Consider the following 25132-nt stretch of genomic DNA (forward strand, 5'->3'; position numbering starts at 1 on the left):
ACGTGTTACGACAGCTTGCCGACGGCCTTTTCCAGCAAGTCCCAGGCCTGGTCGCCATACTTGCCCTTCCACTCGGAATAGAAGCCGGCCGTGCGCAGCTTGTCGCGGAACGGCGCCACGGTGGGCTGGTTGAAGGTCAGGCCCTTGGTCGCGAGCTCCTGCTGGAGATTGGCATTGAGCTTGGCGGTATCCTCACGCTCCTTGATGGCGGCCGCATTGATGTTCTTGGCGACGATCGTGCGGACGTCCTCAGGAAGGCTGCTCCAGGCCTTGCGGTTGGCGAGGAACCAGAAGCCGTCCCACATGTGGTTGGTCAGCGAACAGTACTTCTGCACCTCGTAAAGCTTGGCGGTCGAGATGATCGCCAGCGGGTTCTCCTGGCCCTCGACGATCCTGGTCTGGAGCGCGGAATAGACCTCGGCGAAATTGATCGAGGCGGGCGCCGCATCGAATGCCTTGAACATCGAGGTCCACAGCGGCGACACCGGCACGCGGATCTTGAAGCCCTTGAAATCCTCAGGCCCGTTGATCGGCTTGCTCGACGACGTGGTCTGGCGGAAACCGTTGTCCCAGATCTTGTCCATGACCTCGAGCCCGGCCTTCTTGATCTCGCCGCGGACGAAGGCGCCGAGATCGCCGTCCATGGCCTTCCAGACCGTGCCGTAGTCCGGGAACGCGAAGCCGATGCCGTTGATGGACGCCGCCGGCACCAGGGTCGACAGGATCAGGCCCGACAGCGTGAAGAACTCGACGCCGCCGGAGCGGATCTGGCTCAGCATGTCGGTGTCCGACCCGAGCTGGTTGTTCGGGAAGATCTGGAGGTCGAACTTGCCGCCTGTCTCGGCCTTGATCGCCGCGGCCATCTCCTTGGCGCGCACGTTCAGCGGATGGGTGTCCGGCAGGTTGTTGGCGTATTTGTAGGTGAACTCGGCGCTCTGGGCGCGGGCCACATGGGGCGCGCTGAGGCCGCCCAGGACCGCGGTCGCGGCGGAGGCCTTGAGAAGCGTGCGTCGGGAAAAGCTCATGGGTCTGCTTCCTCGGAAGGTTTGTTGTTGTTCTGAGACGCAAACCTATAAGGACGGAAGGCCATGAGGTCATCTGCGATCTCGCGAAGCCTCGCTTATTGCAGCCGGACATCGTCGCGGCAATATCGGCTTTCGGCGAGATGGGCCGGATGCAAAATGTGAAAAACAACCCCATGCACAGTAGCCGTCAAGCCCTGGCACAGTGGTCGAGGCACGGCGTGGAAACGGCGCCAAAGCGAAGGCGCGGCAGTAGGAGTTTTGCCTAAGCTATTGATCCAATTCTATATAAATATATTCCATAATATACCTTATGCGAATCGGCGATATGGCTCGGGATGCCTGGATGCGGTTCGCCCCACCGCCCTGATTTGAGTTGGTGCGCCCGGATCCTGAGTAGCCTGATACGCCAGAGGACCGTCAGAGAGCCGCCTGGTCGCGACTGCACCGATGTCGGACGGTTCGCCTCGTGAACAAGCTTCATGCACCCGCACGACCGCGCGAGATCGTGGGTCCCGAAAGCCAACCTCGAGCGCGATCGAACGTGGGATCGCCGGCGCCGGTCCCCCGGCCCTCAGCCATATCTGCGCAATGGGTTTCAGGACGCTTTCCGGGTCTGCGGACCGCGAAGGAAAGTTCGGGATTGTGGGCCAGTTCATAGAAGCAAGGCCGCGGGAACCCCAGAGTTGAATGGCTGTATCGGCTCGATACGCGGCTGCAAGGACCGTCCGTCCGACAGCCGTCGGTAAAAGTCCATGACCCCACCCGCAACATTGTGGGGCAGATTACATATTTGCGGAAAAAGACACGTTACGGTTGTGTTTTAGCAAGGCGCGACGAGGGGTCGGGCGCCTGCACCAGGGAGATAAATCGATGCGTCGCGATTTGACCATCAAGACCGGCAGCATGGCCGGCACTTCCGATTTCAGGGTGATGGCTCCGATCAAGAAGGGGTTCGTGCCTTCCCTCGATGCGACCACATACAAGACGCGCGTCAAATACGTGTTGCGGGCGCTGAATGGCGGGCGCGCCATCGCGTATGAATACGAGCTCGCCCGCGTCCTGTCAGACTCCGTGGACCGCGTGGGACGTATCCACTCCGTGGGCATCGCCGTGCTCGAACCCGAGGACGACGCCGAGGACGCCGTGGACTACGTGCTGCTGACCGCGACATTCGACGGCTCCTGGGAAGCCTATGTGCGCGTCATCTGGCAAAAGGCCGCGCGGCTGCTCGACCTCATCTTCTGCAATACCGACGGCTATGTGCTGGGCTACGAAAACACCTACGAAAACTGGGGCATCTGGCTCAAGAGCAGGCAGACCGAAGCGTATTTCCTCTATGCCACCCCCGACCTGACCGTCGATGACACGCGCTTCCTGCGGATGGAGGAGCGGGTCTATCGGCGAGCTTCGGGCGCCGGTGCCGATCAGATCGTCACGCGGACCAGGATTCCGTCGCCGGAAGACATCGCGCGACGCTCGATATTCCCGGTCGACGGCAAGGCTGGCGTCGATCCGACCAACTCCGGCTTCAGCAAACCACTCACCATCGAAGCCGCCGGCCGGCCTGCTTTTCACCACGGTATCCTGGCGCTGGCGGGGCTCTATCATCTGGCCGACTTCTATCCGCCGGGGACGCATGACGGGGTGGTTCTGCATCGGGCCGCCCACGAGCTGCTCCCGGAATTCGTCACCATGATCAACGCCCCGCCCTACGCGGAAGGCGTCAAGCGCGCCCGCCGGCGCTATGAAGAGGCCCTGAACTGGTTGCTGACCCCGCCCGACGTGGCGCCGATACGGAGCAATCTGCCGCTCGCCCTGCCGCCCGAACCGCCGTTGCAGGATCCCAGCAACGTGCAGGGCGGGATTCTCTCCGCCTACCCCGCTTCGGATCACGGCTGCCTGCTGCTGTTGCAGTTCGCCAATCCGGCCGCACTGGCGGCGTTTCTCGACGTCCTGCGGGTGACGTCCGAAGCTGACGAGCTCGCCCCCGGCCAGATCGTCACCAACATCGCATTCACGGTCGAGGGGCTGCGTCACGCCGGATTGACCGACGCAGAGGTGCGCACGCTGCCGGAAGAGTTTTTGCAGGGCATGGAGAGACGCGCCGGCCTGCTCGGCGACGTGCGCTGGAATCATCCCCAGCGCTGGCGCCTTCCGGCCAGCAACTGGGCGCGCGGCATCGATGCGCCAGACCTGAGCGAAAACGACCCGGCGCCGCGCATCAGCATGAGCTCCGTGCATGCAGTCCTTCAGCTTCGCCTGCTGACCAAGGACGCGAACAAGGACCCGCAAGCGGCGGCGGATGCGAGAAAACCGTTGATGGCTGAAATGAGCCGCCTGGTCGAGGTGGATTCGGGCGTCAGGCCGCTCTCGATTCAGTGGATGCAGCGGCAGCGCGATGGATCCAACATGAAGGACCATTTCGGTTTCGCCGACGGCAGCTCGAATCCGGTGCTGGATAAGAGCCGGGCCGGCAAGGGCTATTCCAATCAGGTGCATCTCGGCGAGATTCTGTGCGGCTATCCGACCCTTGCCGACGCGACGGCGCCGCTCGGCGACGCGACCAATCGTGCCCATGCGATGCTCCGCGATGGCAGCTTCATGGCGCTGCGTAAGCTGCGACAGGATGTCGAGCAGCTCGAGGACGTCCTGTCCCGGGCCACGCGACAGGCGACCGAGACGGTTGCGGCTGATACACCTGTACTGACGCGCGAAACGCTGATGGCCAAGATGATGGGACGCTGGCCGACGGGCCATCCCCAGGCTGGCCAGCCGCTGACCCCTACTCCGCCCCCCGACAAGGACTGCAACGACTTCAACTACGAGGCCGATGCGCAGGCCCAGCTGTGCCCGTTTCACGCGCACATTCGGCGCGCCAATCCGCGCGTTCCGATCACCAAGGCGGATGCCGGCGCCCGGCCCCCTCGGATCGTCAGGCGCGGCATGTCCTATGGTCCGCCCGTCGACCCGCAAGCCGCCAAATCCGCCCCGCCACCCGAGCGCGGCCTGGTTTTCATGGCCTACAATGCCAGCCTCGGCGAGCAGTTCGAGGTGGTGCAGAGCTGGCTCGCCGGCGGCAACAGCTCGGGCTCGTTCTCCGGCGAGAGCGATCCTTTCCTCGGCCTCGCCGAACCCGGCCGGCTTCGACATTTCCGTTTCGAGCATGGCGGTCAGACCGTTCGCGTCGCGCTGGACGGCTCGGACCGGCTCCACGACGAACCCCGTCCGTTCGTCCGTCTGGAATGGGGCGCGTATTTTTTTGCGCCATCGAAAAAGGCGCTTGCCGACCTGCAGCAATGGGCGGCGAGCCAGGGGCGCAAGCCGGCGGTGACGTGGAGCGCGGATGAGGGCGAAAAAGAGATCGCGCGTCTGCGCCTGATCGAGAGGCGGCAGGGCGAAGCCGCGGCGATGGACGCGTGGAAGACGGCGCTCGAAGATCCGGATTCAGCCTCGCATTTCGTCAACGCGTCGATCTGGGCTGCGATCCGCGAGCGTCACGGCGGAGCGCTTCGCACTCCCTTCGGAGTCCTGGTGGCCGACCGCGACCTGGTCTACCAGGTCTTCGCCGATTCCGACACCAAGCTGACCATCACCGGCTACCTGCCCCGCATGACGCGGTCGTTCGGCATCCTCTATCTTGGCCGCGACGCCAGACAGCCAGACCAAGTCTACGAGCAGGAATCTGCTGTCTGCAACGCTGCGATCATGGCCCTCGACCAATTCGCCACATTCGAGCTGGCGCGCGCGGTCGTACAGAAGGTGCTGGGCTTCATGGTCAAGGAGACCATTGGTTATGCCGCCGCCGACGGCGAAGCCAGCTGGGAACTGACCGTCGACGTGCACGAATTGGTGGATCCGCTGCTCGGCGCCTTCTGCGAAGAGTGGTTCGGGTTGAGCGAGGCCGGCGGCCATTTCCGCCGCGCCGGCTATCGCTGGGATTGGAAGCAAGGCGAGCCGCCTGGCTATCCCGGCCATTTCCTGTCGCCCTCGCGCTACATCTTCCAGCCCCATCCAAACAAGAAGGTGGAAGAGGTCGGCGCGGCACATGGCGATGCTGCACGCCGCGCCATGGAAGGTTTCCTGACGCAGTCCGGGCCGACAAACGGACCCGTGACGAAGGCCGTTTACAACTCGCCGCGGGGCACCGGCGACATCCCGTTCGTGGCGCGCACGATCGCCGGCGCCATGATGGGCTTCATTCCGACCGTCGACGGAAACCTGCGCAGGATATTGAACGAATGGCTGCGCGAAGGAACCCTGTGGGCGTTGCGCGCTCGCTATGCCGGCACAGTGGCAAAGGACTACACCGATGCCCTCAACCGGCTGAGAGACGACTTCATCCCGGCTATGCAATTGCGTGCGGTACCCGAACTGATCTGGCGGACGGCCATCGTTTCGCACACCATCGGAGATGTCGAGATCAGACCGGGAGACATCATCGTCGCGGGCGCCATCTCCGCCACCCAGCAAAGCCTCGCCGCAGGCCGTCAGGACATCTATCACGCCTTCGGTGGCAACCGCAGGGTCGCGGGCCATCCCACGCATTCGTGTCCCGGAGCAGACCCGGCGCTGGCCGTGATGCTGGGATTCTTCAGCGCACTGGTGGAGACGACCCTGCCCTTGCGTACCGGCCCCATGCCACTGAGCTTGACGATGGACGGACGGGTCCCCGCGCAGCCGGGCTCACCCTCCCCCTAGACACCTAAAGCGCGATGACAATCGTCCTGATCTCATCGCGCTTTGGCTAGACGGCATAATGCTGGCCGCCACCGAGCAGGTTGCGCTGACCGTTGGCGCGGATGACGGGCGTACCGGCTACGGAGCGGATCGCCTGCTCCGCGTGCCAATGCATGCCGAGCGCGGATAGTTTCTCGGCGGCTTCCGTTGCGGCCTGGTGGGCCGCCTCCCCGTGCCCCTGCTGCGCGAGCAGCTCGCCGCGCGCGGCCAGATTCAGGGCCGCATCGCGCAGCGAACCGCGCCAGCCTGCGGAGGTTTCCGCTCGGAGCAACCAGCGCTGGCTTCGTCCAAAGTCCCCGCGCAGGGCTGCGAGCTTCGCGAGCGAGCGGCAAGCCGCCGCCTCGCCCAGCCGCTCGCCCTCACGCGCGCGGCTGAGGATATGGGCGGCGTACCGCCGTGCAGTTTCGACATCGCCTTCGGCCGCCGCCGCCTCGACCAGCCAGCTATATTGAACCGACGTGTAGAAGTGGAAGTTCCGCCGCTCCATCCATTGGGCTGCGTTGCGCAATTGCTGCAAGCCGTCGGCATCGCCGGTCGCCGACCAGCGGGCAAATCCGGACGCGGCGCGGCATGCCGCCAGCAGCAGCAGGCTGCGCATGTTCTCGGCGACACGCGCGCCCTCGACGGCCAGTCGCTCGGCCTCCTGCCAGCGGCCTTGCCAGATCAGCGCGACCGAGACCCAATTGCGCACCGAACTGACGACCGGGTGGGTCGAGCCTTCGACCAGGGCCATCGCTTCGCTGAAACAGTCCTGGGCACCGTCGAAATCGCCGCGATCTGCCAGGACACTGCCCTTGCACGACAATGCGTAGGCCGAGCCGAAGGAGATCGCGCCGTGCCGGCGGCTGCGTTGCTGCTGGGCCGAGATGGCAGCGTCGATCAATGCGGTCGCTTCGTCATATTGGCAGCTTGCGGCGAGAATCTGGCCCAGCGCAGCTTCGATCTGGGCGATCAGTCGGTGATCACCGAGCTTGCGTGCCAATTCCAGGGCCGTCCGCGTGTGTGTCACGCCCTCGCGAAAGCGGCCGAACCCGTAGCACATGTAGCCAAGCCATTCGTATGCGCTGGCCATCGCGCCGGTGTCGCCGAGCGAGGACGCGACCGCGACCGCCTGCTCGAACACGGTGGTGTCGTCGGTCAACGAGAGCGGGTCGAATATGTTGGCCATGCCGAGCTTGTTGGCGAGCAGGCACCAGTGCAGTGACTGCTCGCGCGAGCGATCCGGCACGCGATCGAGCGATTGCATGGCAATCTGATACTGGGCACGGGCACGGTCCAGCGCGAAAGCAGCCATGGCCTTGTCGCCGGCGCGTTCGGCATAATGGGCCGCGCTTTCCCAATGACCTGCGCCGCGCGAGTGGTAGGCCAGCGCCTCCAGCGTGTCTTCGCGGTCGACCTGCTCGGACCGCGCCAGCAGCGTGGCTTCGATGCGCCTGTGCAATGCCTGACGCTCGTGCAGGCCAATGGTGTCGTAGACCGCGTCCCGCGTGATGCCGTGCTTGAAGCGAAGCACGTCGCCCGCTGGATCGGCATAGAGAAAATCCGCGTCGGCCAATGCCCGCACCGTCGCCGGGTCGGGCTCGCAGCCGCAGGCCGAAACCAGCAGCCCGTTCGGCACCGTGTTTCCAATGACCGCAGCGGCGCGCACCATGTTCATTTCGTCCGGCGGAAGGCGCGCCAGCCGCGAGGCGACCAGCGTTGCGATCCATCCTTGCTTGCTGCGCATTTCGAACGAAACAGGATCGTTGGCCGCGATCGAGTGACACAGCTCTTCGATGAACAGCGGCACCCCGCCGGCATACGCGTGGACGCGCGCCACCATGAAGGGATCGGCTTGTGGCACCCAGCGTCGTACCGCAAGGTCGGTTTCCGCTCCCTGAAACGGCTCCAGGAGCAGGTGCGGCGCGCTGGAAATCCAGTCGGTGCCGTCGTCGCGCGGCCGGCTGGCGAGGACGACGCGCGGTCCATTGGGCAATTGCAGGAGCGCCTCCAGCAGCTGCCGGCTCGCGTCGTCGGACCATTGCCAGTCGTCGATCACCAGCACCAGCGGACCCCGCGCGGACAGGGCCGCAAAGAACCCGAGCAGGTCACCGACCACGCCATCGACGGTCATCCGGCCGCCGCGCGCATCGGCGCCGGTCGACGCCAGCCCGAGGATCGATTCAGCACGCGAACCGAGCTGGCCAGCCCATGGCTGCAGGGCCGCACGAGCCGTCTCGCCGGCCTCGATGACGGATGTGTCCGGTCTTACGCCCAGATACGCGCGCAGCATCTGCAGGAACGGCTGCAGGACCTCGGCACCGACATAACTCTCGCAGTTGCCCCGCAACAGTTTGAACTGATCAGTACCGCAGTGTCGCAGCGCTTCTTCCAGGAGCCGCGTCTTCCCGAGCCCGGGACCTCCGACGACGACCGCGCAACGTTGCGTCGCCGGCTGTGCCTGGCCGAGAAAGCCTGTCAGAAAGTCGAATATCTCGTTGCGGCCAATGAAGGGTGTCAAGCCGCGGCGCGACGTTGCTTCAAATCGCCGGGTTACCGTGCTTCGTCTCAGCACCACACGCGCCTTCGGCATTCCGGACGCCGACCCCGATGTGTCGAGGTGACCGCCGAGCTCGAAGAAATGCGCATGCGGCCCCAGGGCATCGATGCTGGCAAGGATCTGGCCGGGGGCCGCGTGACGAGACAGGTGCGCGGCGGTGTTCACGACGTCGCCGATCAGGTCATACCGGCCGGATTCGATATCTCCTTCCGTCAGCAGCAAGGTGCCGGCGTGGATGCCCGAGTGCATGCGAAGCGGCATCAGAGCCGGCGACACGCCACCGTGGCGCAACTCCCCGACCCACATGTGAATATCGATTGCGGCTTCTGCGGCGCGACGCCCGTCGTCCTCGCCCGAACGGGGATAGCCGAATACGGTGAGGGCACCATCCCCCTGCGTTCTGATGACGCGACCACCGTGCTTGGCCGCCGCGCGATGCCAGATCTCCCGCAATTGGCCGAGGAGTTCGGAAAGATGTTCCGACTCCATGTCCCGACCCAAAACGGTGGACCCGACGAGGTCAGAGAAAAGCACCGTCAGTCGATGACGTTCGCCTTTCAGATTGCGGGTCTGCGTGTTCATCGTCGCTGTCGAGGCCAGCTCGTTCCCGAACAGCAAGCACGGTCCCGCTGGCGCCGGACCGGATGCCGCAGGGCATCATACACACCCGTACAATCCCGGCTACCCTCCGCGAGAGGTGGGTATGGAAGCAAGGTTACCGTTGCCGCCGGCGGTCGTGATGCCGTTTTCCTGACCTGACGCAATTCCCCCGGGCGACATCCGGAAATGCGACCGGATCGGCCTTGAATTGACTGCGCCGTCCCGTTGGAATCATTGAAGTTTCGTATATTTCAATGTGCTCAAGGGATACACGCAGGTCAGTCCGGCCAAATCCTGGGCTACCCAGAACCCCGCTCCAGGACGAGAGTTGTCGCTGAGGCAAACCACACAGCGGACGCAGGCGTTCAAGCCGCGCCATTTATCGGGAGGTTCGTCATGCAGGAGAACGTCGCCCGCGCAGGTCGCTCGCGCGCCATTCCATTCGATGCCGCCAAGCTCGATCGCCTCATGGAGGCAGCCGGTCTCGACATCCTGATCGCGACCTCCAAGCACAATGTGCAGTACCTGCTGGGCGCCGAGCGCGCGATCTTCTTCGACTACATGGATGCGCTCGGCGTCAGCCGCTATTTGCCGGTCCTGGTCTATCCCAAGGGCAAGCCGGAGCACGCAGTCTATGTCGGGCACCGGCTGGAGACTCATCAGCGCACCGTTGCGCCGCCGTGGGTGGCGCAGGTCAGGACCGAGTCCAACGGCTCGGTCGACGCGATCACGCGCGCCGTGGCGCTGATCCGCGACACCGGCGTGCCGTTGAGGCGGATCGGGGTCGAGATGGCGTTCCTGCCGATGGATGCGGGCCGCGCGCTGGCCGACGCCCTGCCCGGCGCCGAGCTGAAGGACGCGCTGCTGGTGCTGGAGCGGCTCCGTGCGGTCAAGTCGGCGGAGGAGCTTGCAAAACTCAAGACGGCGTCCGAGCTCGTCATCGCCTCCATGCTGGAGGTGATCGCCGGGCACGGGCCGGGCACCACCAAGCAGCAACTGTCGGATGCGCTGCGGATCGCGGAGGCCAATCGCGGCCTGACCTTCGAATACTGCCTGCTCGCCTGCGGCAGCAGCCACAACCGGGCGCCTTCGGCGCAGCGTTGGGAGCAAGGCGAGGTTCTGTCGCTGGATTCCGGCGGCAATTATCACGGCTATATCGGCGATCTCGCGCGCATGGCCGTGCAGGGCCAGCCCGATGCCGAGTTGAAGAACTGCCTGGCCGAGATCGAGGCGGTGCAGCGCGCGGCTTTTGCCGCGGTCCGGCCGGGAGCCATGGGCGGCGACATCTATGTTGCGGCCGAGCGGCAGCTCGCCCAGATCACCCAGCGCGACTGCACGGAGTTCTTGGCCCACGGCATGGGCCTCGTCAGCCACGAGGCCCCTCGCCTGACCGCCAAGGGTCCGGTCCCCTACGACGACACCGATGCCCGACTGCCGCTCGAAGCCGGCATGGTGGTGTCGATCGAGACCACCATGAAGCATCCGAAGCGCGGCTTCATCAAGCTCGAGGACACAGTCGTGGTGACGGCGACGGGATACGAGATCTTTGGCGAGGGCGGCCGCGGCTGGAATTTGGGAGGCAGCGCGCTTTAGCGCAGCGCCATCATCGGCGGACTCTGACCAATGACGCCTCCAACGTCGGGGCGGACAATGTCGTGTGCCGTACATGGTTGATTTGGGTCAATCTGGCCCTCGCTATCCGGCTCTAGGCTCACTTCGTAGGGGAACGCCGCGAATACCTTTTACGGGGCCGGTAGCATGATCGATGAACGTTCGACAGGCGTTTCCGACCTCCCCCCGGGCGTGATTTTCCGGAACGAGGATCGGCCGTCGCTCGCTGCGGGGCTGACGGATCATCGGCTCGTGGAGATCGAGCTGCGAAGAGCGCTGACGCAATGCCAGGCACTGCTTCTTGAAAAGGACGAGTTGATCCACAGACAAGAACTGTTGAAGGCGGAATCCGATCATCGGCTGTTGAACGATCTCCAGATGACCATCAGTCTGCTTTCTTTGCAAAGCCGCAGTTCGACAAATCCGGAAGCGGCCTCACAATTGGCGCTGGCGGCCAATCGCGTTTCCATGATTGCGCGAATCCACCACCGCCTCAATTCCTATGAGGGTGCGAAAACAATAGCGTTCAGGAAGTTCCTGGAGGACCTTGGTCGCGACTTTTCCGCGATGTCGTCATCGGACGGGGTTCCCGGGAAAATCAGCGTAGAGGGTAGCGAACTCAACCTGCCTGCCCCGATCGCCATTTCGCTCGGCTTCATCGCCAGCGAGTTGATCACGAACGCCGCAAAGTACGGCGGAGGTCGTATCGTGATCAGGCTGGAGCCGGATCTCGATCATCGCTACGCGCTATCGGTTTCCAACGATGGCCCGGCCTTGCCCGAGGGGTTCGATCCCGGCGCGAACAAGGGGCTGGGGATGAGAATTGTTCAATCCTTCACCAGCCAGATTGGCGGTGAGTTGCGGATCAGCCGTGGCGCCGATGGTCAGGGGGCCCGATTTACGGTTCTGTTTTCCGAACCGACGGGAGCAAGCGTTTCATAGTCCTTCGCCAAAAGCCGCGAACAGTTGGCGCTGAAAACCAGCTCGCGAAACAGTATAGGCCGATGTCAAACTCAAACCGCGAGAAGCATTCGGCATCCTTGCAAAGGTGGACCGACGGCCAGCGCATGCGATGCGGGGACTCGCTGGGCAAGTCAACACGGTTCAGCCACGCAACAAAGGTGGACCCCGGGGTATGAAGGCGGGCGCTGCATCACCTGCTGCTCCGGATGCCGTCGCTCGCCCGGCGGAGACAATTCCGACGCTGTCGCGGGCCGCGCAGCCTTCAATCCAAATGATGCCGGGAGCGGCCGCCAGGCCCGCTCTCGCCGACGCACTGGTCAAGGCTGCGCCGACAGGCGATTTCAATCTTGCCCGAGACCTGGGCGTGTTCACGCGTATTCGCGCCGAAGGGGGACGGCGCGTGATGGCGATCTTCGTAGCCTCGACTGTCGTCACCATTGCCAACATGTTTGGACAAGTCCAGCTCAATGATTGGAACGGCCGGTTCTTCGACGCCGTCGGGCGCAAGGATCTGTCGGGTTTCGTTCACGATCTCCAGACGTTCGTTGTCATCATCGCTGTCTTGTTGGCGCTTACGGTCGCAAACACTTTTCTCCAGGAGCGCCTGAAGTTTCGGCTGCGCGAATGGATCACCCGTCATCTCCTGGCCGAGTGGCTCAAGCCGCTGCGCGTCTATCAGCTCGGCTTTGCCGGCGAGTATGGTCACAACCCGGACCAGCGCATTCAGGAGGATACCCGTCTTTTGGGCGACTACACCGCCGACCTCGGCTGCGGCATGGTCTATTCCTTGCTCCAGCTCATAGCTTTCGTCGGCATGCTCTGGACTCTCTCGGCGCAGGTCACGTTCCAGGTCGCAGGCCATGACATCGCCATTCCCGGCTACATGGTCTGGTGTGCGCTCGCTTATGCCTCGATTGGCTCCGCTCTGACCTGGATCGTGGGGCGGCCGCTGATAGCCCTGAACGGCGAGCGATACGCACGTGAGGCGGAATTCCGCTTTGCGCTCGTTCGGGTCAACGAGTCCGGCGAGAGTATCGCACTGCATGGCGGCGAGCCGGACGAGCGCCGGCATCTCGAGGCCGCGCTGGCGGCCGTCGTGGACACGATGCGACGGATATCCTCTTCGCTCGCTCACCTGACCTGGATCACATCGGGAATCGGCTGGCTGTCGCTCGTCGTTCCGATACTGGTGGCTGCACCAGCCTATTTCGGCGGCAACCTGACCCTGGGCGGCCTGATCATGGTGGCGGGCGCGTTCACCCAGGTACAATTGGCACTGCGGTGGTTCGTCGATAATTTTTCACGGCTCGCCGACTGGCGTGCTGCGGTCCATCGGGTCGCGCGCTTTCGCGAGGCACTCGACAATCTGCCTGCGATCGAACAGGGCGCTGAGGAAATCAAACGCGCGCTGCACCCTGACGGACATCTTGCTTTCGAGGGCGTGCGGATCCTCTTGCCGGATGGGCATATCGTCATCGATGACGCGACGGTCAGCATCACTCCCGGCGAGCGGGTGCTGATCGTCGGCGACACCGGACGAGGAAAATCGACACTGTTTCGCGCCGTGGCGGGCCTCTGGCCGTGGGGTTCCGGGATCATCCTCACGCCTGCGCCCGGCGCCATGGCGTTCCTGCCGCAGCGCCCTTACCTGCCGCTGGGGACGCTCCGAAACGCCTTGAGCTATCCGAGCCCGCCCGACGCCTTCGTTGATGCGGACGTGCGACAAGCCCTGGAGCGGTGCGATCTCGGCGATCTCATTCCCAAGCTCGACAAGACCGAGCGCTGGGACAAGGAACTTTCGCTTGGCGAACAGGAGCGCCTCGCCTTTGCGCGCCTTCTGCTGCACAAGCCGGGATGGGTCTTTCTCGACGAAGCGACAGCCGCGCTCGACGAAGACAGCCAGCGACGGGTCATGCGCCTGTTCGACGATGAGCTGAAGCAGACCACCGTGTTGAGTATTGGTCACCGGCCGGATCTTGCCGTCTACCACACGCGAACGCTTCAGCTTGTTCATGGAGTTGATGGTGATCGCCTCAAGCTCAAACCGCCCCCTGCCCCGCCTCCGTCTCGGCGCTGGCTGCAACGGCTCGACGACTGGCTGCTGACCATCCGGCCATGATGCGGGTGCTGCAGCGAGGCAAGCTCCAGACTATCATCGGGTCAACCTTGTTGACGCGCTCTCTTGCCTGCGAGCTCCGTCATGATGACCGGCCCCTCCTCTTCGAAATAACCCAGCCAATTTGCGCTACATCAAGGCCGTCGCGAGCGCGAGTAGCAGGCTGCTGCTTGATATTTCTCTAACTTGTGGAGAGAGCAGATGAGCCTTCCGAGATTATGGACCACCAGCCAGGAGCCTGCATTCGACCCCTTCAGGGCCATGCGGCGTGACGTGGAAAACGCGCTTCGCGCCTTCGATCAGAGGTCGCCCTCGTCCAGCATCGGCGCAGGCGCGCCGGCAGTCAATGTGGCGGAAACCAAGGATGCCTTCGAAGTGACGGCCGAACTTCCCGGCGTGGACGAGAAGGATATCAAGGTCAGCCTGGACGGCAACCAACTGGTCATCGCCGGCGAGAAAAAGGCGGAGAGCACTAAAGAAGAGAAGGACTGGCATGTCGAGGAGCGCAGCTACGGTTCATTCTATCGATCGATGTCTCTGCCTTTCGAGCCGGAGGAGGGAGCCGTCGAAGCTCATTTCGACAAGGGCGTGCTGCATCTGGCTATCAGGAAGCCCGCCAAGGCCGTGAAGACCACCAAGACAATCGATATCAAGACGGGGGCGCCGCCGAGCGCGAGCCCTGCATCGAACAGGGCCGCTGCACCGGGCAAGGCGGCCTAGCCCTGTACAGTCGCTGCAGCAGGTGAGCGCAAGGCCGGCAGGCATACCGCGCTGATGTTCGCTGGCGACGGCGCCTCGCCAAAGGTGGAAGCGAGCTTGTCGTCTTTCTGGTCGACCGTAGCGCGAGATATTCACGTGGGGAACGATCAGCGGTTGAGGGCGGCCGTGACTGGAATCTCGGCGGCTGCGCGATTTAGCGCAGCGGCAGCAAATCGAGCTGGCTCTGCGCCTTCTTGACGACCGATGCAAACCAGCTCTGGCTTGGTGCTTGCTTGGCGAAGCACGCCGTGAAGGCCGTCATGGCATTGTCTTCGCGGGTCATGTCGCCGCGCGGGTCCTTCTTGTCGATGGGCTTGGCCATCATCTGCGTCCAGACCTTCTCGCAGGCCGGGATCGGGGCCGTCTTCACGGCGTCGCTTGCGGCGAGGAACAAGACCTTCTCGCCCTGGATCGCTACGACGTCGATTTCGGCGGGAGGTCCCTTCAGATCGCCGTTGCCGCGGACACCGAGCACGGCGACGGCGGCAGTCGCGTTTGCGGGCTTGGTGATCGGCAGCTCCGCATATTTGGCGAAGGCCGAATCCTGGATCGCATAATAGTAGAAGCGATCCGACTTGAATGCCGCGCCGATCTCCTGCGGCATGCCGTCCTCGCGGTGCTCGCGCAGCCAGTGCTTGAGCAGCGTGGAGGTGGTCACGACGGCCTGCATCCTGTCGCCTTCGGAGGCGAAGCCGAGGCCGTCGAGATGGCCGAAGCCCGAATCGCCCTTGAACAGCGTGTCGGCGTTCGACTTGCCGTCCGCCGGAAGCCCCTTGATCGTGATGGGTCCCACGAAGCCTCGCAGCACGCCGGTCAACTCCTTGAGCGCCGCATCGTGCTGCTTATAGGTCTCGTCATTCTCCTTGGCTTTCGAGAATTTTGCGATGTAGCGATCGCGCAGGTCGAGATAATGCTGCTCGGGCGTGGCCGCATTTGCACTCGTGGCCAGGACGAGCAGGCAGACTAAGGCAAGGCACTTCATAGCGATCCCGGGAGGCACGAGCTGTCTTCTGTCTTTGTGCCTCTGTTTCACGGGAAGGTTCATCCGCGGTGAGCTGGCAGGCCGTCATGGGCCCTGCTCGGCCGGCTCCGCGATGGTCAACCGTTCTTCGAATAGACCGTTTCGCGATGAACTTCCCGACCGTTCTCGTCGATGACGACGATCCGGAGATCTGGATGTCCTCCCGGCCTTTTCGTGCGAACGTCTTCCGCCAGGCTCTTGCTGTGGGCTATGGCGGCGCCATCGCTTCCAAACTCCAGACCTGACCTGTCCCGAGCCGCAACGCCGTCCTTCATGTCGAAATAGTAAGTGCGCATCAGCATCCTCTCACGTCCACCTGTCCTGGAGTGCTTGGCCATCCTGTCGGAGAGGAAGGCAAACAGGGGCACAACGCCCTGGGGGGACGTAACTGCAAATCGGTTAAACACGCCGCGAGGCTAGCGAAGGTTCCCAAGGGCGGTTTGATTCCGATCAAACTCTGCTGTCGTGGCCCAGGCCTCGGCTCGAAGCCGAGCGCCCTACTCGGCCGGCGTCAGTTGCTGCCGGCTCGGGCGCATCGCCGCGGTCTCGCGCACGCGGACGCGGGCGCGGCGCTTGCGCCACCAGATCACGACGCCGGTGACCGAGAGCGCCGCCACCACCAGTCCCATGATCGAGATCAGAATGCGGCCGAACAGCCCGACGATGCGGCCCGAATGCAGCGGAAACTGCGCCTGCACGAAGATGTCGGCGGCGGTACCGACCCAGGGCAGCCGCTCGCCGATCGGGCGGCCGTCCTCGCTGTCGTAATAGAGCTGCGCCGGGCCGACGCCGCCGGCGCCGTGGTCGTCGCCGGGGTGGAAGAACGCGGCGGCATAGACGCCATGGGCCGGCCCGTAATTGATCGAGCCGACCGGGATCGTCCAGCCTCGCGCCTTGCCGTCCGCGGCGGCGCGCGCGGCGATGTCGGCGAAGGTCACCTTTGGCTCGATGGGGTCGTCGAGATCGCGATACGGCCGCTGCTCATAGGGCGTCGGCGTGTAGTTCGACACCATCTTCATCAGCGGCGAGAACACCTCGAAATAGAGGTTCAGCGAGAAAGCCGTGAAGGCGATGATGAACAATACGCCCCAGGTCCACAGGCTGAAGGCGCGGTGGATGTCGAAATTGATCCGGTAGGCACTGCCCGAGGTCTTGATGGTCCAGGCCGGCGCCCAGCGGGCCCAAAAACCTCGGTCGAGCTGGCGCGTGACCGCGGGCGCCCGCGCGGCCCTGGCGCGCCGCCGCGAGGGCAGCGTCAGGTAGAAGCCGACGAAGCAATCGATGGTCCAGATGATGGCGATGATTCCAAGCAGACACATGCCCCAGCGGTCGCTGCCCCAGAACTCCGGGATATGCATCGTGTAGTGCAGCTTGTAGAGGAACGAGACGAAGTTCTCGCGCGTCACCGGCCAAACCGCGCCCCAATAGCGCCGGCCCAGCTCCGCGCCGGTGTTGGGATCGAGGAAGACCTGATTGTAGTCGAGGGCGTAGCGCTTGCCGGTTGCGGGATCGATCCGCGGCATGACGAAGAACCACAGCGAGTGGCCCTCCTCCGGCGTCATGAAGAGGTAGACGACGCGTGCGCGGGGATCGCGCTGCTCGATCGTCCTGGCAAGCTCGATCGACGGGATCGCCGGGCCTTTGCTGCTGACGTCGAACAGATGGCTGTTCAGGACGTCGTCGATCTCATGGTCCCAGGAGATGACCGCGCCGGTGATGCCGGAGAAGAACAGGAATCCGGCCGTGAGCAATCCCGCCCAGCGATGCAGACTGCCGAATATCGCTCTCATCGAAGACTTCCATCAAGCGGGTCCGGCCGCCATCACTGCCGGCTTTGCCGGTATCGTTTTTGATGTCTCGCCGTAACGCAGCCGATTTCGGAGCGCGATAGGAACCGCGTTAGAATTTCTCCAGACGCGTGCACAGCGCATGCGGCGAATGCGCCCAGTCACGTTGTGGATTTGGAATGTTTCCAGATGGACAAGAACCTGCTTGTCCGCGACGTCTCGAAAGCGGCGTCAGCGATACCGCAGCCGGCGGTTGACCCGGCGCGCAAGATAATCGCCGGCGCTCTGGACGAGCTGCACCGGCGCGATCAGCACCACGACGACGGCGAGCATCATGACGGCGGTCGACGCGAACGCCGTCCACATCACATAGGTGCCGATCCTGCCGGCGGTCCGCCCCGGTTCGGAGCCGTAGATGCGCGGGGTGTTGTTGATGATGGGATAGACGATGCCGCCACTGCGCGCGGTGTTGGACGGCGTCGCCGGCGCGAGCAGGAAGTCCGACATCGCGACCGCATAGCCGAAGCCGAGCGTGTTCCGCCCGAGCTTCTGCACCAGCACGAGCGCAATGCGCCGGCCAATCAGGCTCTTGCGATAGCCGATCGAGAACACGAAGGCGCCGACGATCACCAGACCGTGCTCTCGGCAAAGCCCGCCAGCATCCAGCGCAGCGACTTGGTCGGGTCGGGGTCGATGTAGCCGCTGATGCCGGCGACCGTGAGCCCGATCAGGCCGACCGCGCCGACCGGCATCGATTCCAGGATCAGCCCGGTGATGACGGCCGCGAACACCGCAAAATAGTGCCACTGATTGACGTTGAGCCCCGATGGCACCGGCCACAGATAGATCGCCAGCCACACCACGAGCGGCGCGATCAGCTTCCAGCTAAATCCTTTCGCCTCAGGCGTCTGAGAACTGGCTGTCATGAGCCCTCCCCCGATTGTCATCGTGTCCTGCCGGCCCGTTGACCGAGCCGCTCTTGTCCGAGCGCGGCGTATACGGACCGTCCGCGGCCCGATCAATGGCTTGACCTTGCGTTCTACCGCCCCTTGAACCGCGGCTTGCGGCGGGCCAGGAACGCCTCGACGCCCTCCTTGTGGTCCTCGGTGAGGCTCGCCAGCGCGAACTGGTCGACGTCCATGTGGCTGGCGAGATCGTCCAGCGCATGCGCGAGCCGGTTGACGGTCAGCTTGGTCATGGCGACCGAAAGCGGCGGCTGCGCGGCAACCTTGCGGGCAAGCTCCATGGCGGCATCGAACGCATGGCCGGGGTCGGTCACCTGCTCCACCAGGCCCCATTCATAGGCCTCGTCGGCGCTGATACGCTGGTCGGCCAAAATCACCGCCTGCTTGGTCCGGGCCGGCCCGATCAAATGCAGCATGCGCGGAATGCTCTGCCAGCTCATGTTCATGCCGAGCCCGATCTCGGGCACGCGCAGATGGGCATCGTGCCCCATCACGCGGAAGTCGAGCGCCACCGCGAGCGCCACGCCGCCGCCGACACAGAAGCCCTCGATGGCCGCGATCGTGATCTGCTCCATCTCCTGCCAGGCATGGGTAAGTCGCGGCCCGAGCTTGAGGTGCCGCCGCAGCGTGCCGAGGTCCATGTCCTTGCGCGAGCGTCCTTCGGCATCCTTGAGGTCGAAGCCGGCGCTGAACGCGGCGGCGCTGCCCGTCAGCACCACGACGGACGTCGCGGCATCATCCTCGAAGCTGCGCGCCGCCGCGGTCAGCTGGCGCAGCGCCTCCGGCGACAGCGCGTTGATGCCGTCGCCACGGTCGAAGCGCACGACCGCGATCCGTCCCTCCGGCCCGAGGCCTTTCTCGATCTTCACATAGTCGGTCAACGCAACCTCCCTGGTCTTGTTGTTCTTTATGCTAGAGATGACCGGTGCGGTGATGCTCGGGCTGTGCCCCGGGTACCGGAAACCGGATCGTGGTGCCGACGGTGATCCAGTTGGCGTTCTCGCCGGTAATGTTGCGGCCGTAGATCACGTCGACGGAGAATATCTCGTTCGGCCGGTAGCGCACGCCGGTCTGGAAGCGCGGCTGCACCACGCTCGCGATCTCGGAGGCGCCGGCCTGACCGTATGCCTCGATCGTCCATTGCAAGGTGTCGGTGAATTTCCAGTCGAAGCCGATGCCGTAGGTCAGATAATGGCGGTCGACCGTGCGATCCCAGAGCCAGCCGCCATTGACGTTGATGCGCATGGTCTCGGACAGGCGGTAGGTCGCGGGGATGACGACAAAGGCGGACAGGGCATCGCCGGTCGCCGCGTCGAATGATCCGCCGCCATACGCCGACAATCCCCACCGGCCTATTCCGGTCGGGATGAAATTCGTCTTGGCTTTTGGGGCGACCGTCGTGCTCCAGTCGCCGTCGCTGCGGGCCCGGATCGTCTGCAGGCTCAGCTCGATCGGCCTGAAGGGATCGACGACGCAGGAGGGATTGGCGACAGCGGAAAAATCCGTGTTGGTCGCCGCCGACATCCAGCTTTCCACCTTGCAGGAGCCGACCTCGGAGATATCGGCGGCATCCACCGCATAGGCGCCATTCGCGGCGCGCGCATCCTGCGCCGCGAGTGCGACAAGAGCCGCGATTGCGGCGGCCATTCCGGTTCGTGCAGCCCAGCCCATGGCGCGATGTTAGCAGAGTCTTCGCCTCGACAACGCCCGGATTCTGGGACTATCTTCACCCCCATGAGCGAGCATCATCACCACCACGATCACGATCATTCCGAGCTGTCCGAGACCGAGCTGCGCGTGCGCGCGCTCGAGACGATCCTGACCGAAAAAGGCTATGTCGAGCCGGCCGCGCTCGACGCCATCATCCAGGCCTACGAGACCAAGATCGGCCCGCATAACGGCGCGCGGGTCGTCGCCAAGGCCTGGACCGATCCGGCCTTCAAGACGGCGCTGCTTGAAGACGGCAGCAAGGCGATCGGCACGCTCGGCCATGTCAGCCGCGTCGGCGACCATCTCGTCGTGGTCGAGAACACGCCGCAGCGGCACAACATGGTCGTGTGCACGCTGTGCTCCTGCTACCCTTGGGAGATGCTCGGTCTGCCGCCGGTCTGGTACAAGGCCGCGCCCTACCGCTCGCGCGCGGTGAAGGACCCGCGTGGCGTGCTCGCCGATTTCGACGTCACGCTGCCCAAGGACATGGAAATCCGGGTCTGGGATTCGACAGCCGAGACGCGCTTCCTCGTGCTGCCGATGCGGCCCGAGGGCACCGAAGGCTGGAGCGAAGAACAGCTCGCCGAGCTGGTCACGCGCGATTCCATGATCGGCACCGGCTTTCCCAAGACGCCCGGAGCGCCGTCATGAACGGCGTGCACGACATGGGCGGCATGGACGGCTTCGGCAAGGTCGAGCCGGAGTCGAACGAGCCGATGTTTCACGAGGAATGGGAGTCGCGCGTCCTCGCCATGGTGCGCGCGATGGGCGCGGCCGGCGCCTTTAACATCGACACCTCGCGCTTCTATCGCGAGACGCTGCCGCCGGATGTGTATCTGTCGAGCTCCTACTACAAGAAATGGTTTCTCGGGCTCGAGGAGATGCTGATCGAGAAGGGCTACCTCACGAGAGAGGAGGTCGCCGCCGGGCATGCGATTCAACCGGCAAAAGCGCTCATGCACGGCAAGTTCGATCTCGGCCAGGTCGAGCGCATCATGGTGCGCGGCAAGTTCGCCCGCACGGCGCCTGCGCCCGCAAAATTCAACATCGGCGACCGCGTGCGCGCCAGGAACATCCATCCGACCACGCACACCCGGCTGCCGCGCTATGTGCGCGGCCATGTGGGCGTCGTCGAGCTGAACCATGGCTGCCACGTGTTTCCGGATTCGGCGGCGATGGAGCTCGGCGAGAATCCGCAGTGGCTCTACACGGTCGTATTCGAAGGCAGCGATCTCTGGGGCGCGGACGGTGACCCGACCTCGAAGGTGTCGATCGACGCGTTCGAGCCGTATCTGGACCCGGCGTAATGAGTGGTAGCGCTGCTGCCGCCGCGACAGCGGCGATCCCGAGCATTCCGCGCGACGAAGAAGGCCCGGTGTTCCGCGCGCCCTGGGAGGCGCACGCCTTCGCGATGGCCGTGAGCCTGCACGAGCGCGGCGTGTTCACGTGGCCCGAATGGGCCGCAGCCCTGGCCTTCGAGATCAAGCGCGCGCAGGCAGCGGGTGATCCCGATACGGGCGAGACCTATTATCTGCACTGGCTCGCCACGCTGGAGGGTTTAGTCGCCAGCAAGGGCGTCGCCTCGACGGAAACCCTGCATCGCTACCGCGACGCCTGGGACCACGCCGCGGATCGGACGCCGCACGGCGAGCCGATCGAGCTGCGGGACGAGGATTTTCGGTAAGCTCGCGCCACGTTGGTCATTGCGAGGAGCTCTTGCGACGAAGCAATCCAGACTGCCACCGTAGAAGGATACTGGATTGCTTCGCTTCGCTCGCAATGACAGCGCAGATTGGCGCGCTACCTCCCCGCCACGTATTCCCGCCACCCCTTCGCCCGCAGGCTGCATGCCGGGCACTCGCCGCAGCCGTATCCCCACTCATGCTGCGCGCCGCGTTCGCCGAGATAGCAGGTGTGCGACTGCTCGCGGATGAGATCGACCAGCCCCTCGCCGCCGAGGTCATGCGCAAGCTGCCACGTCGCGGCCTTGTCGATCCACATCAAGGGCGTATGCAGCTCGAAGGACCTCGCCATGCCGAGCGAGAGCGCTGCCTGCATCGCGCGGATGGTGTCGTCGCGGCAATCGGGATAGCCGGAATAGTCGGTCTCGCACATGCCGCCGACGATGTCAGTGATGCCGCGCCGGTAGGCCAGCGCCGCGGCGAAGGTCAAGAACACCAGATTGCGGCCGGGCACGAACGTATTCGGCAGGCCGTCTGCGCCCATCGCGATCGCGACGTCGCGCGTCAGCGCCGTCTCTGACACGGCCGCGAGCGTCGGGATCGACAGTGTGTGGCTCTCGCCGAGTCTTGCGGCCCAATCCGCGCGCAGGCTCTTGAGACCGTCGAAAAGCCGCTCACGGCAGTCGAGCTCGACGGCGTGGCGCTGGCCGTAGTCGAATCCCAGCGTTTCCACGCGCGCGAAGCGGCTGAGCGCCCAGGCAAGGCAGGTGGTCGAGTCCTGGCCGCCGGAGAACAGCACCAGCGCGGTTTCGGAGGAAAATGCATCACTCATGGCTCCGCGCTTTAGCATTGCGGAACGTATCAGCCAATCGGTGGAAATCGGCCTGTTCCGCGTGCCGGCGCTGGGATCGGCCGGCCGCTTTTGGCATAAGGTTGGAGACCCAGGAGACTGCCCCGCAATGACCCCATCCCGCGACATTTCCCGCCTGATCGAGATCATGGCGGCGCTGCGCACGCCGGTGACCGGCTGCCCCTGGGACCTCGAGCAGAATTTTGCGACGATCGCGCCCTACACCATCGAGGAAGCCTATGAGGTGGTCGAGGCCATCAGCCGCGGCGATCTCGACGATTTGCGCGAGGAGCTCGGTGATCTCCTGCTTCAGGTCGTGTTCCACGCCCAGATGGCGTCGGAGCAGAACGCGTTTGCCTTCGGCGACATCGTCGAGGCCATCACGCGAAAAATGATCCGGCGCCATCCGCATGTCTTCGCCGACAAGGACGGCAACCTCGCCTCCTCCCACGTCAAGGAAGTCTGGGACCGCATCAAGGCCGAGGAAAAGGCCGAGCGCGCCGCACGCCGGCCACCGGAGGAGGCGCCGCCGCATAAATCGCTGCTCTCAGGCGTGAAGGCCGGCCAGCCCGCGTTGACGCGCGCCATGGAGCTGCAGCGCAAGGCCTCGACCGTCGGCTTCGACTGGAACGACCCCCGCGCCGTGCTGGCAAAGATCCGGGAGGAAGCCGACGAGATCGAGGCTGCGCTCGATCGCAACGACAGCGAGGGGCTGGCGGAGGAAACCGGCGACCTGATGTTCGCGCTGGTCAACCTCGCCCGCCATGTCGATGCCGATCCGGAAGCCGCGCTGCGCGCGACGAATGCGAAATTCGAACGGCGGTTTGCGTTCATCGAACGGGCACTGGAAGCGCAGGGACGGACGCTGGAGCAGGCGTCGCTGGCGGAGATGGATGCGTTGTGGAATGCGGCGAAGGCCGGGACCCATAACCCCAAGGAGTAGTTTGGCGAAGACTCGTCGTTCGGTGCTTCTACCAATCGCAATCGATAGATCACGAGGTATTCGTCCCGGCCTGCGCCGGGACGACATCGTTCAGGCCGAAAGACGCGGCACGGCGTCGAAGCGATTGACCACGATATCCCGCTTGGTTTCGTCGACCCGCACGGTCATGTCGAACCGGCCGTCATGCAGCTCCTTGGCCAGCACCTCGGAATTGCGATGCAGCCAGCTGATGCCGGCGCCGTCGGCGGCGTCGATCGAGAGATCGAGCGTGGTACGTTTGGCAGCCAGGCGCTCCTCGATCGCGGCGAGCAGCGCGTCGACCCCCTCGCCCGACACGGCCGAGACCAGCATGGCCGGATGATCTTCCGGCCTGCGCGCGGCGATGTTCAACAGCTCTTCGCGCTGCTCGGGGCCGTAACGGTCGATCTTGTTCCAGACCTCGATGATGCGGCCGCTGTCGTCAGGATTGATGCCGAGCTGGCGCAGCACGGCATCGACGTCGCCCTGCTGCGCCTCGGCATCCTCGTGCGAGATGTCGCGCACATGCAGGATGACGTCGGCCTCCAGCACCTCCTCCAGCGTGGCGCGGAAGGCTGCGACGAGCTGCGTCGGCAGGTTCGAGATGAAGCCGACCGTGTCCGACAGCATCGCCTTGCCGCCATGCGGCAAAGTGAGCGCGCGCAAGGTCGGATCGAGCGTGGCGAACAGCATGTCGGCGGCCTGGACGTCGGCGCGGGTCAGGCGGTTGAACAGCGTCGACTTGCCGGCATTGGTGTAGCCGACCAGCGCCACCACGCGATAAGGCACGCGCTGGCGACCGGCGCGGTGCAGGCGCCGCGTCGCCTGCACCTTCTTCAGTTCGCCCTCGAGCTTGGAGATGCGTTCCTGGATCAGGCGGCGATCGGCCTCGATCTGCGTCTCGCCCGGGCCGCCCATGAATCCGAAACCGCCGCGCTGGCGTTCGAGATGGGTCCATGAGCGGACGAGGCGCGAACGCTGGTAGTTGAGATGCGCGAGCTCGACCTGAAGCGAGCCTTCCTTGGTCTTGGCGCGACGGCCGAAGATTTCGAGGATCAAGCCGGTGCGGTCGAGCACCTTGGCGTGCAATTCCTTCTCGAGATTGCGCTGCTGGATCGGCGCCAGCGCGCAATCCATCACCACGAGCTCGACATCGAGGCTCTTGGCCAGCGCGGCGATCTCCTCGACCTTGCCCTTGCCGATGTAGGTCGCGGGCCTGATCTGGCTGATCGGCGCGATGATGGCATCGGCGATGACGAGATCGATCGCGCGCGCGAGGCCCGCGGCTTCGTCGAGCCGGGCCTCGGCGTTTCGCAGGATATGACTTTCCGATTGCGCGTCGGCACTGCCTGCGCGCACCCGCAAATAGGGGCCGATGACAAGCACCCGCCCCGTTCGCTTTGCCCCTGCCGACTGCGGACGGTCGGCTTCCCCGTCGAAATTCCGGGGTTCCAATCAGATCACTCTCAAGCCGGCTGATCCTCGCCGCCTTCGAACAACTGGATCGGAGCGCCCGGCATGATGGTCGAGATCGCATGCTTGTAGACGAGCTGCGAGTGACCGTCGCGCCGAAGCAGCAAACAGAAATTGTCGAACCAGGTCACGATGCCCTGGAGCTTCACTCCGTTGACCAGAAAGATCGTCAGTGGCGTCTTCGTTTTGCGAACGTGATTGAGGAAGGTGTCCTGTAGGTTTTGTGCGCGGTCTGCCGCCATTGTTTTTTTCTCGCTTTGAGTTTCTTTTTATTGCGCCGGTTGCGGCCCTCTTTTGCTGGAGCCGCTTCCGGTTGCCGTCCTCATGAGATCC

General features: G+C 64.4%; 19 protein-coding genes and 2 pseudogenes. 9 read left to right on the forward strand and 12 right to left on the reverse strand.

The genetic code is table 11. From position 1 onward, the window contains the following. Window positions 1–5: 5 nt before the first annotated feature. Entirely contained in the window at window positions 6–1025 is a 1020-nt protein-coding gene (locus JQ572_RS30235; RefSeq protein WP_211386473.1) for a TRAP transporter substrate-binding protein, read from the reverse strand. An 882-nt stretch (window positions 1026–1907) separates the two neighbouring features. On the opposite strand from JQ572_RS30235, the gene JQ572_RS30240 reads away from it, so the two are divergent. After that, entirely contained in the window at window positions 1908–5723 is a 3816-nt protein-coding gene (locus tag JQ572_RS30240) for a Dyp-type peroxidase domain-containing protein (RefSeq protein ID WP_211386474.1), read from the forward strand. Window positions 5724–5769: 46 nt separating this feature from the next. Here JQ572_RS30240 and JQ572_RS30245 read toward each other — a convergent pair whose 3' ends face one another. Further along, complete coding sequence (locus tag JQ572_RS30245) at window positions 5770–8883, reverse strand: ATP-binding protein (protein WP_211386475.1); 3114 nt, start codon at window positions 8881–8883, stop codon at window positions 5770–5772. Between the two features lie 414 nt (window positions 8884–9297). Between JQ572_RS30245 and JQ572_RS30250 the strand changes: the two genes are divergently transcribed. The 4 genes from JQ572_RS30250 to JQ572_RS30265 all read left to right on the forward strand — a co-directional run bounded on the left by JQ572_RS30250 (window position 9298) and on the right by JQ572_RS30265 (window position 14311). Further along, complete coding sequence (locus JQ572_RS30250; protein ID WP_211386476.1) at window positions 9298–10494, forward strand: M24 family metallopeptidase; 1197 nt, start codon at window positions 9298–9300, stop codon at window positions 10492–10494. A gap of 165 nt (window positions 10495–10659) precedes the next feature. Beyond that, entirely contained in the window at window positions 10660–11454 is a 795-nt protein-coding gene (locus JQ572_RS30255; RefSeq protein WP_211386477.1) for a sensor histidine kinase, read from the forward strand. Window positions 11455–11647: 193 nt separating this feature from the next. After that, window positions 11648–13594 (forward strand): ABC transporter ATP-binding protein/permease, encoded by a 1947-nt coding sequence (locus tag JQ572_RS30260; RefSeq protein ID WP_211386478.1) that lies wholly within the window; start codon window positions 11648–11650, stop codon window positions 13592–13594. A 198-nt stretch (window positions 13595–13792) separates the two neighbouring features. Next, a complete protein-coding gene (locus JQ572_RS30265; RefSeq protein WP_211386479.1) occupies window positions 13793–14311 on the forward strand; it encodes an Hsp20/alpha crystallin family protein in 519 nt (172 codons plus the stop codon). A gap of 193 nt (window positions 14312–14504) precedes the next feature. Here JQ572_RS30265 and JQ572_RS30270 read toward each other — a convergent pair whose 3' ends face one another. The 7 genes and pseudogenes from JQ572_RS30270 to JQ572_RS30300 all read right to left on the reverse strand — a co-directional run bounded on the left by JQ572_RS30270 (window position 14505) and on the right by JQ572_RS30300 (window position 19794). Then, window positions 14505–15332 carry a hypothetical protein gene (locus tag JQ572_RS30270; RefSeq protein WP_211386480.1) on the reverse strand — a complete coding sequence of 276 codons (828 nt, stop codon included), beginning with the start codon at window positions 15330–15332 and terminating at the stop codon, window positions 14505–14507. 116 nt (window positions 15333–15448) lie between these two features. Continuing rightward, window positions 15449–15667, reverse strand: coding sequence for a DUF6894 family protein (locus tag JQ572_RS30275; protein WP_211386481.1), 219 nt, complete (start codon window positions 15665–15667; stop codon window positions 15449–15451). A gap of 201 nt (window positions 15668–15868) precedes the next feature. Then, window positions 15869–17161 carry a siderophore utilization protein FsrB gene (gene fsrB / locus JQ572_RS30280; RefSeq protein WP_211386482.1) on the reverse strand — a complete coding sequence of 431 codons (1293 nt, stop codon included), beginning with the start codon at window positions 17159–17161 and terminating at the stop codon, window positions 15869–15871. 228 nt (window positions 17162–17389) lie between these two features. Then, a pseudogene (locus JQ572_RS30285) lies at window positions 17390–17494 on the reverse strand (DL-methionine transporter permease subunit); the annotation flags it as partial. Continuing rightward, a pseudogene (locus tag JQ572_RS30290) lies at window positions 17495–18084 on the reverse strand (anion permease); the annotation flags it as partial. A 113-nt stretch (window positions 18085–18197) separates the two neighbouring features. Beyond that, entirely contained in the window at window positions 18198–19004 is an 807-nt protein-coding gene (locus JQ572_RS30295; RefSeq protein WP_211386483.1) for an enoyl-CoA hydratase/isomerase family protein, read from the reverse strand. A gap of 31 nt (window positions 19005–19035) precedes the next feature. Next, entirely contained in the window at window positions 19036–19794 is a 759-nt protein-coding gene (locus JQ572_RS30300) for a hypothetical protein (RefSeq protein WP_211386484.1), read from the reverse strand. A gap of 63 nt (window positions 19795–19857) precedes the next feature. On the opposite strand from JQ572_RS30300, the gene nthA reads away from it, so the two are divergent. From nthA to JQ572_RS30315, 3 genes are read left to right on the forward strand one after another with little or no spacing between them, the layout of a single operon-like run. Next, on the forward strand, window positions 19858–20484 hold the full coding sequence (gene nthA / locus JQ572_RS30305) for a nitrile hydratase subunit alpha (RefSeq protein ID WP_211386485.1): 627 nt from the start codon (window positions 19858–19860) through the stop codon (window positions 20482–20484). After that, complete coding sequence (nthB, locus tag JQ572_RS30310; protein WP_211386486.1) at window positions 20481–21140, forward strand: nitrile hydratase subunit beta; 660 nt, start codon at window positions 20481–20483, stop codon at window positions 21138–21140. The genes nthA and nthB overlap by 4 nt, the downstream gene beginning before the upstream one ends. Then, entirely contained in the window at window positions 21140–21517 is a 378-nt protein-coding gene (locus tag JQ572_RS30315) for a nitrile hydratase accessory protein (RefSeq protein ID WP_211386487.1), read from the forward strand. The genes nthB and JQ572_RS30315 overlap by 1 nt, the downstream gene beginning before the upstream one ends. Window positions 21518–21633: 116 nt before the next feature. Here JQ572_RS30315 and queC read toward each other — a convergent pair whose 3' ends face one another. Continuing rightward, window positions 21634–22347, reverse strand: coding sequence for a 7-cyano-7-deazaguanine synthase QueC (gene queC / locus JQ572_RS30320; protein ID WP_211386488.1), 714 nt, complete (start codon window positions 22345–22347; stop codon window positions 21634–21636). A 127-nt stretch (window positions 22348–22474) separates the two neighbouring features. On the opposite strand from queC, the gene mazG reads away from it, so the two are divergent. Next, on the forward strand, window positions 22475–23308 hold the full coding sequence (mazG, locus tag JQ572_RS30325) for a nucleoside triphosphate pyrophosphohydrolase (RefSeq protein WP_211386489.1): 834 nt from the start codon (window positions 22475–22477) through the stop codon (window positions 23306–23308). Between the two features lie 90 nt (window positions 23309–23398). Here the strand turns inward: mazG and hflX are convergent, their stop codons facing one another. Together hflX and hfq are read right to left on the reverse strand one after the other, a co-directional pair. Beyond that, window positions 23399–24781 (reverse strand): GTPase HflX, encoded by a 1383-nt coding sequence (hflX, locus tag JQ572_RS30330; RefSeq protein WP_211386490.1) that lies wholly within the window; start codon window positions 24779–24781, stop codon window positions 23399–23401. Window positions 24782–24792: 11 nt separating this feature from the next. Then, window positions 24793–25041, reverse strand: coding sequence for an RNA chaperone Hfq (gene hfq, locus JQ572_RS30335; RefSeq protein ID WP_007591126.1), 249 nt, complete (start codon window positions 25039–25041; stop codon window positions 24793–24795). Between the last annotated feature and the right edge of the window lie 91 nt (window positions 25042–25132).

Source organism: Bradyrhizobium sp. SZCCT0153 (assembly GCF_018129995.1).
In the GTDB taxonomy this organism is placed as follows: Bacteria; Pseudomonadota; Alphaproteobacteria; order Rhizobiales; family Xanthobacteraceae; genus Bradyrhizobium; species Bradyrhizobium japonicum_G.

Bases quoted from the DNA above. Each gene is read 5' to 3' on its own strand.
- JQ572_RS30235 (WP_211386473.1), bottom strand. From the start codon at position 1,025: ATGAGCTTTTCCCGACGCACGCTTCTCAAGGCCTCCGCCGCGACCGCG.
- JQ572_RS30245 (WP_211386475.1), bottom strand. From the start codon at position 8,883: ATGAACACGCAGACCCGCAATCTGAAAGGCGAACGTCATCGACTGACG.
- JQ572_RS30250 (WP_211386476.1), top strand. From the start codon at position 9,298: ATGCAGGAGAACGTCGCCCGCGCAGGTCGCTCGCGCGCCATTCCATTC.
- JQ572_RS30255 (WP_211386477.1), top strand. From the start codon at position 10,660: ATGATCGATGAACGTTCGACAGGCGTTTCCGACCTCCCCCCGGGCGTG.
- JQ572_RS30260 (WP_211386478.1), top strand. From the start codon at position 11,648: ATGAAGGCGGGCGCTGCATCACCTGCTGCTCCGGATGCCGTCGCTCGC.
- JQ572_RS30265 (WP_211386479.1), top strand. From the start codon at position 13,793: ATGAGCCTTCCGAGATTATGGACCACCAGCCAGGAGCCTGCATTCGAC.
- JQ572_RS30270 (WP_211386480.1), bottom strand. From the start codon at position 15,332: ATGAAGTGCCTTGCCTTAGTCTGCCTGCTCGTCCTGGCCACGAGTGCA.
- JQ572_RS30275 (WP_211386481.1), bottom strand. From the start codon at position 15,667: ATGCGCACTTACTATTTCGACATGAAGGACGGCGTTGCGGCTCGGGAC.
- fsrB (WP_211386482.1), bottom strand. From the start codon at position 17,161: ATGAGAGCGATATTCGGCAGTCTGCATCGCTGGGCGGGATTGCTCACG.
- JQ572_RS30300 (WP_211386484.1), bottom strand. From the start codon at position 19,794: ATGGGCTGGGCTGCACGAACCGGAATGGCCGCCGCAATCGCGGCTCTT.
- nthA (WP_211386485.1), top strand. From the start codon at position 19,858: ATGAGCGAGCATCATCACCACCACGATCACGATCATTCCGAGCTGTCC.
- nthB (WP_211386486.1), top strand. From the start codon at position 20,481: ATGAACGGCGTGCACGACATGGGCGGCATGGACGGCTTCGGCAAGGTC.
- JQ572_RS30315 (WP_211386487.1), top strand. From the start codon at position 21,140: ATGAGTGGTAGCGCTGCTGCCGCCGCGACAGCGGCGATCCCGAGCATT.
- queC (WP_211386488.1), bottom strand. From the start codon at position 22,347: ATGAGTGATGCATTTTCCTCCGAAACCGCGCTGGTGCTGTTCTCCGGC.
- mazG (WP_211386489.1), top strand. From the start codon at position 22,475: ATGACCCCATCCCGCGACATTTCCCGCCTGATCGAGATCATGGCGGCG.
- hfq (WP_007591126.1), bottom strand. From the start codon at position 25,041: ATGGCGGCAGACCGCGCACAAAACCTACAGGACACCTTCCTCAATCAC.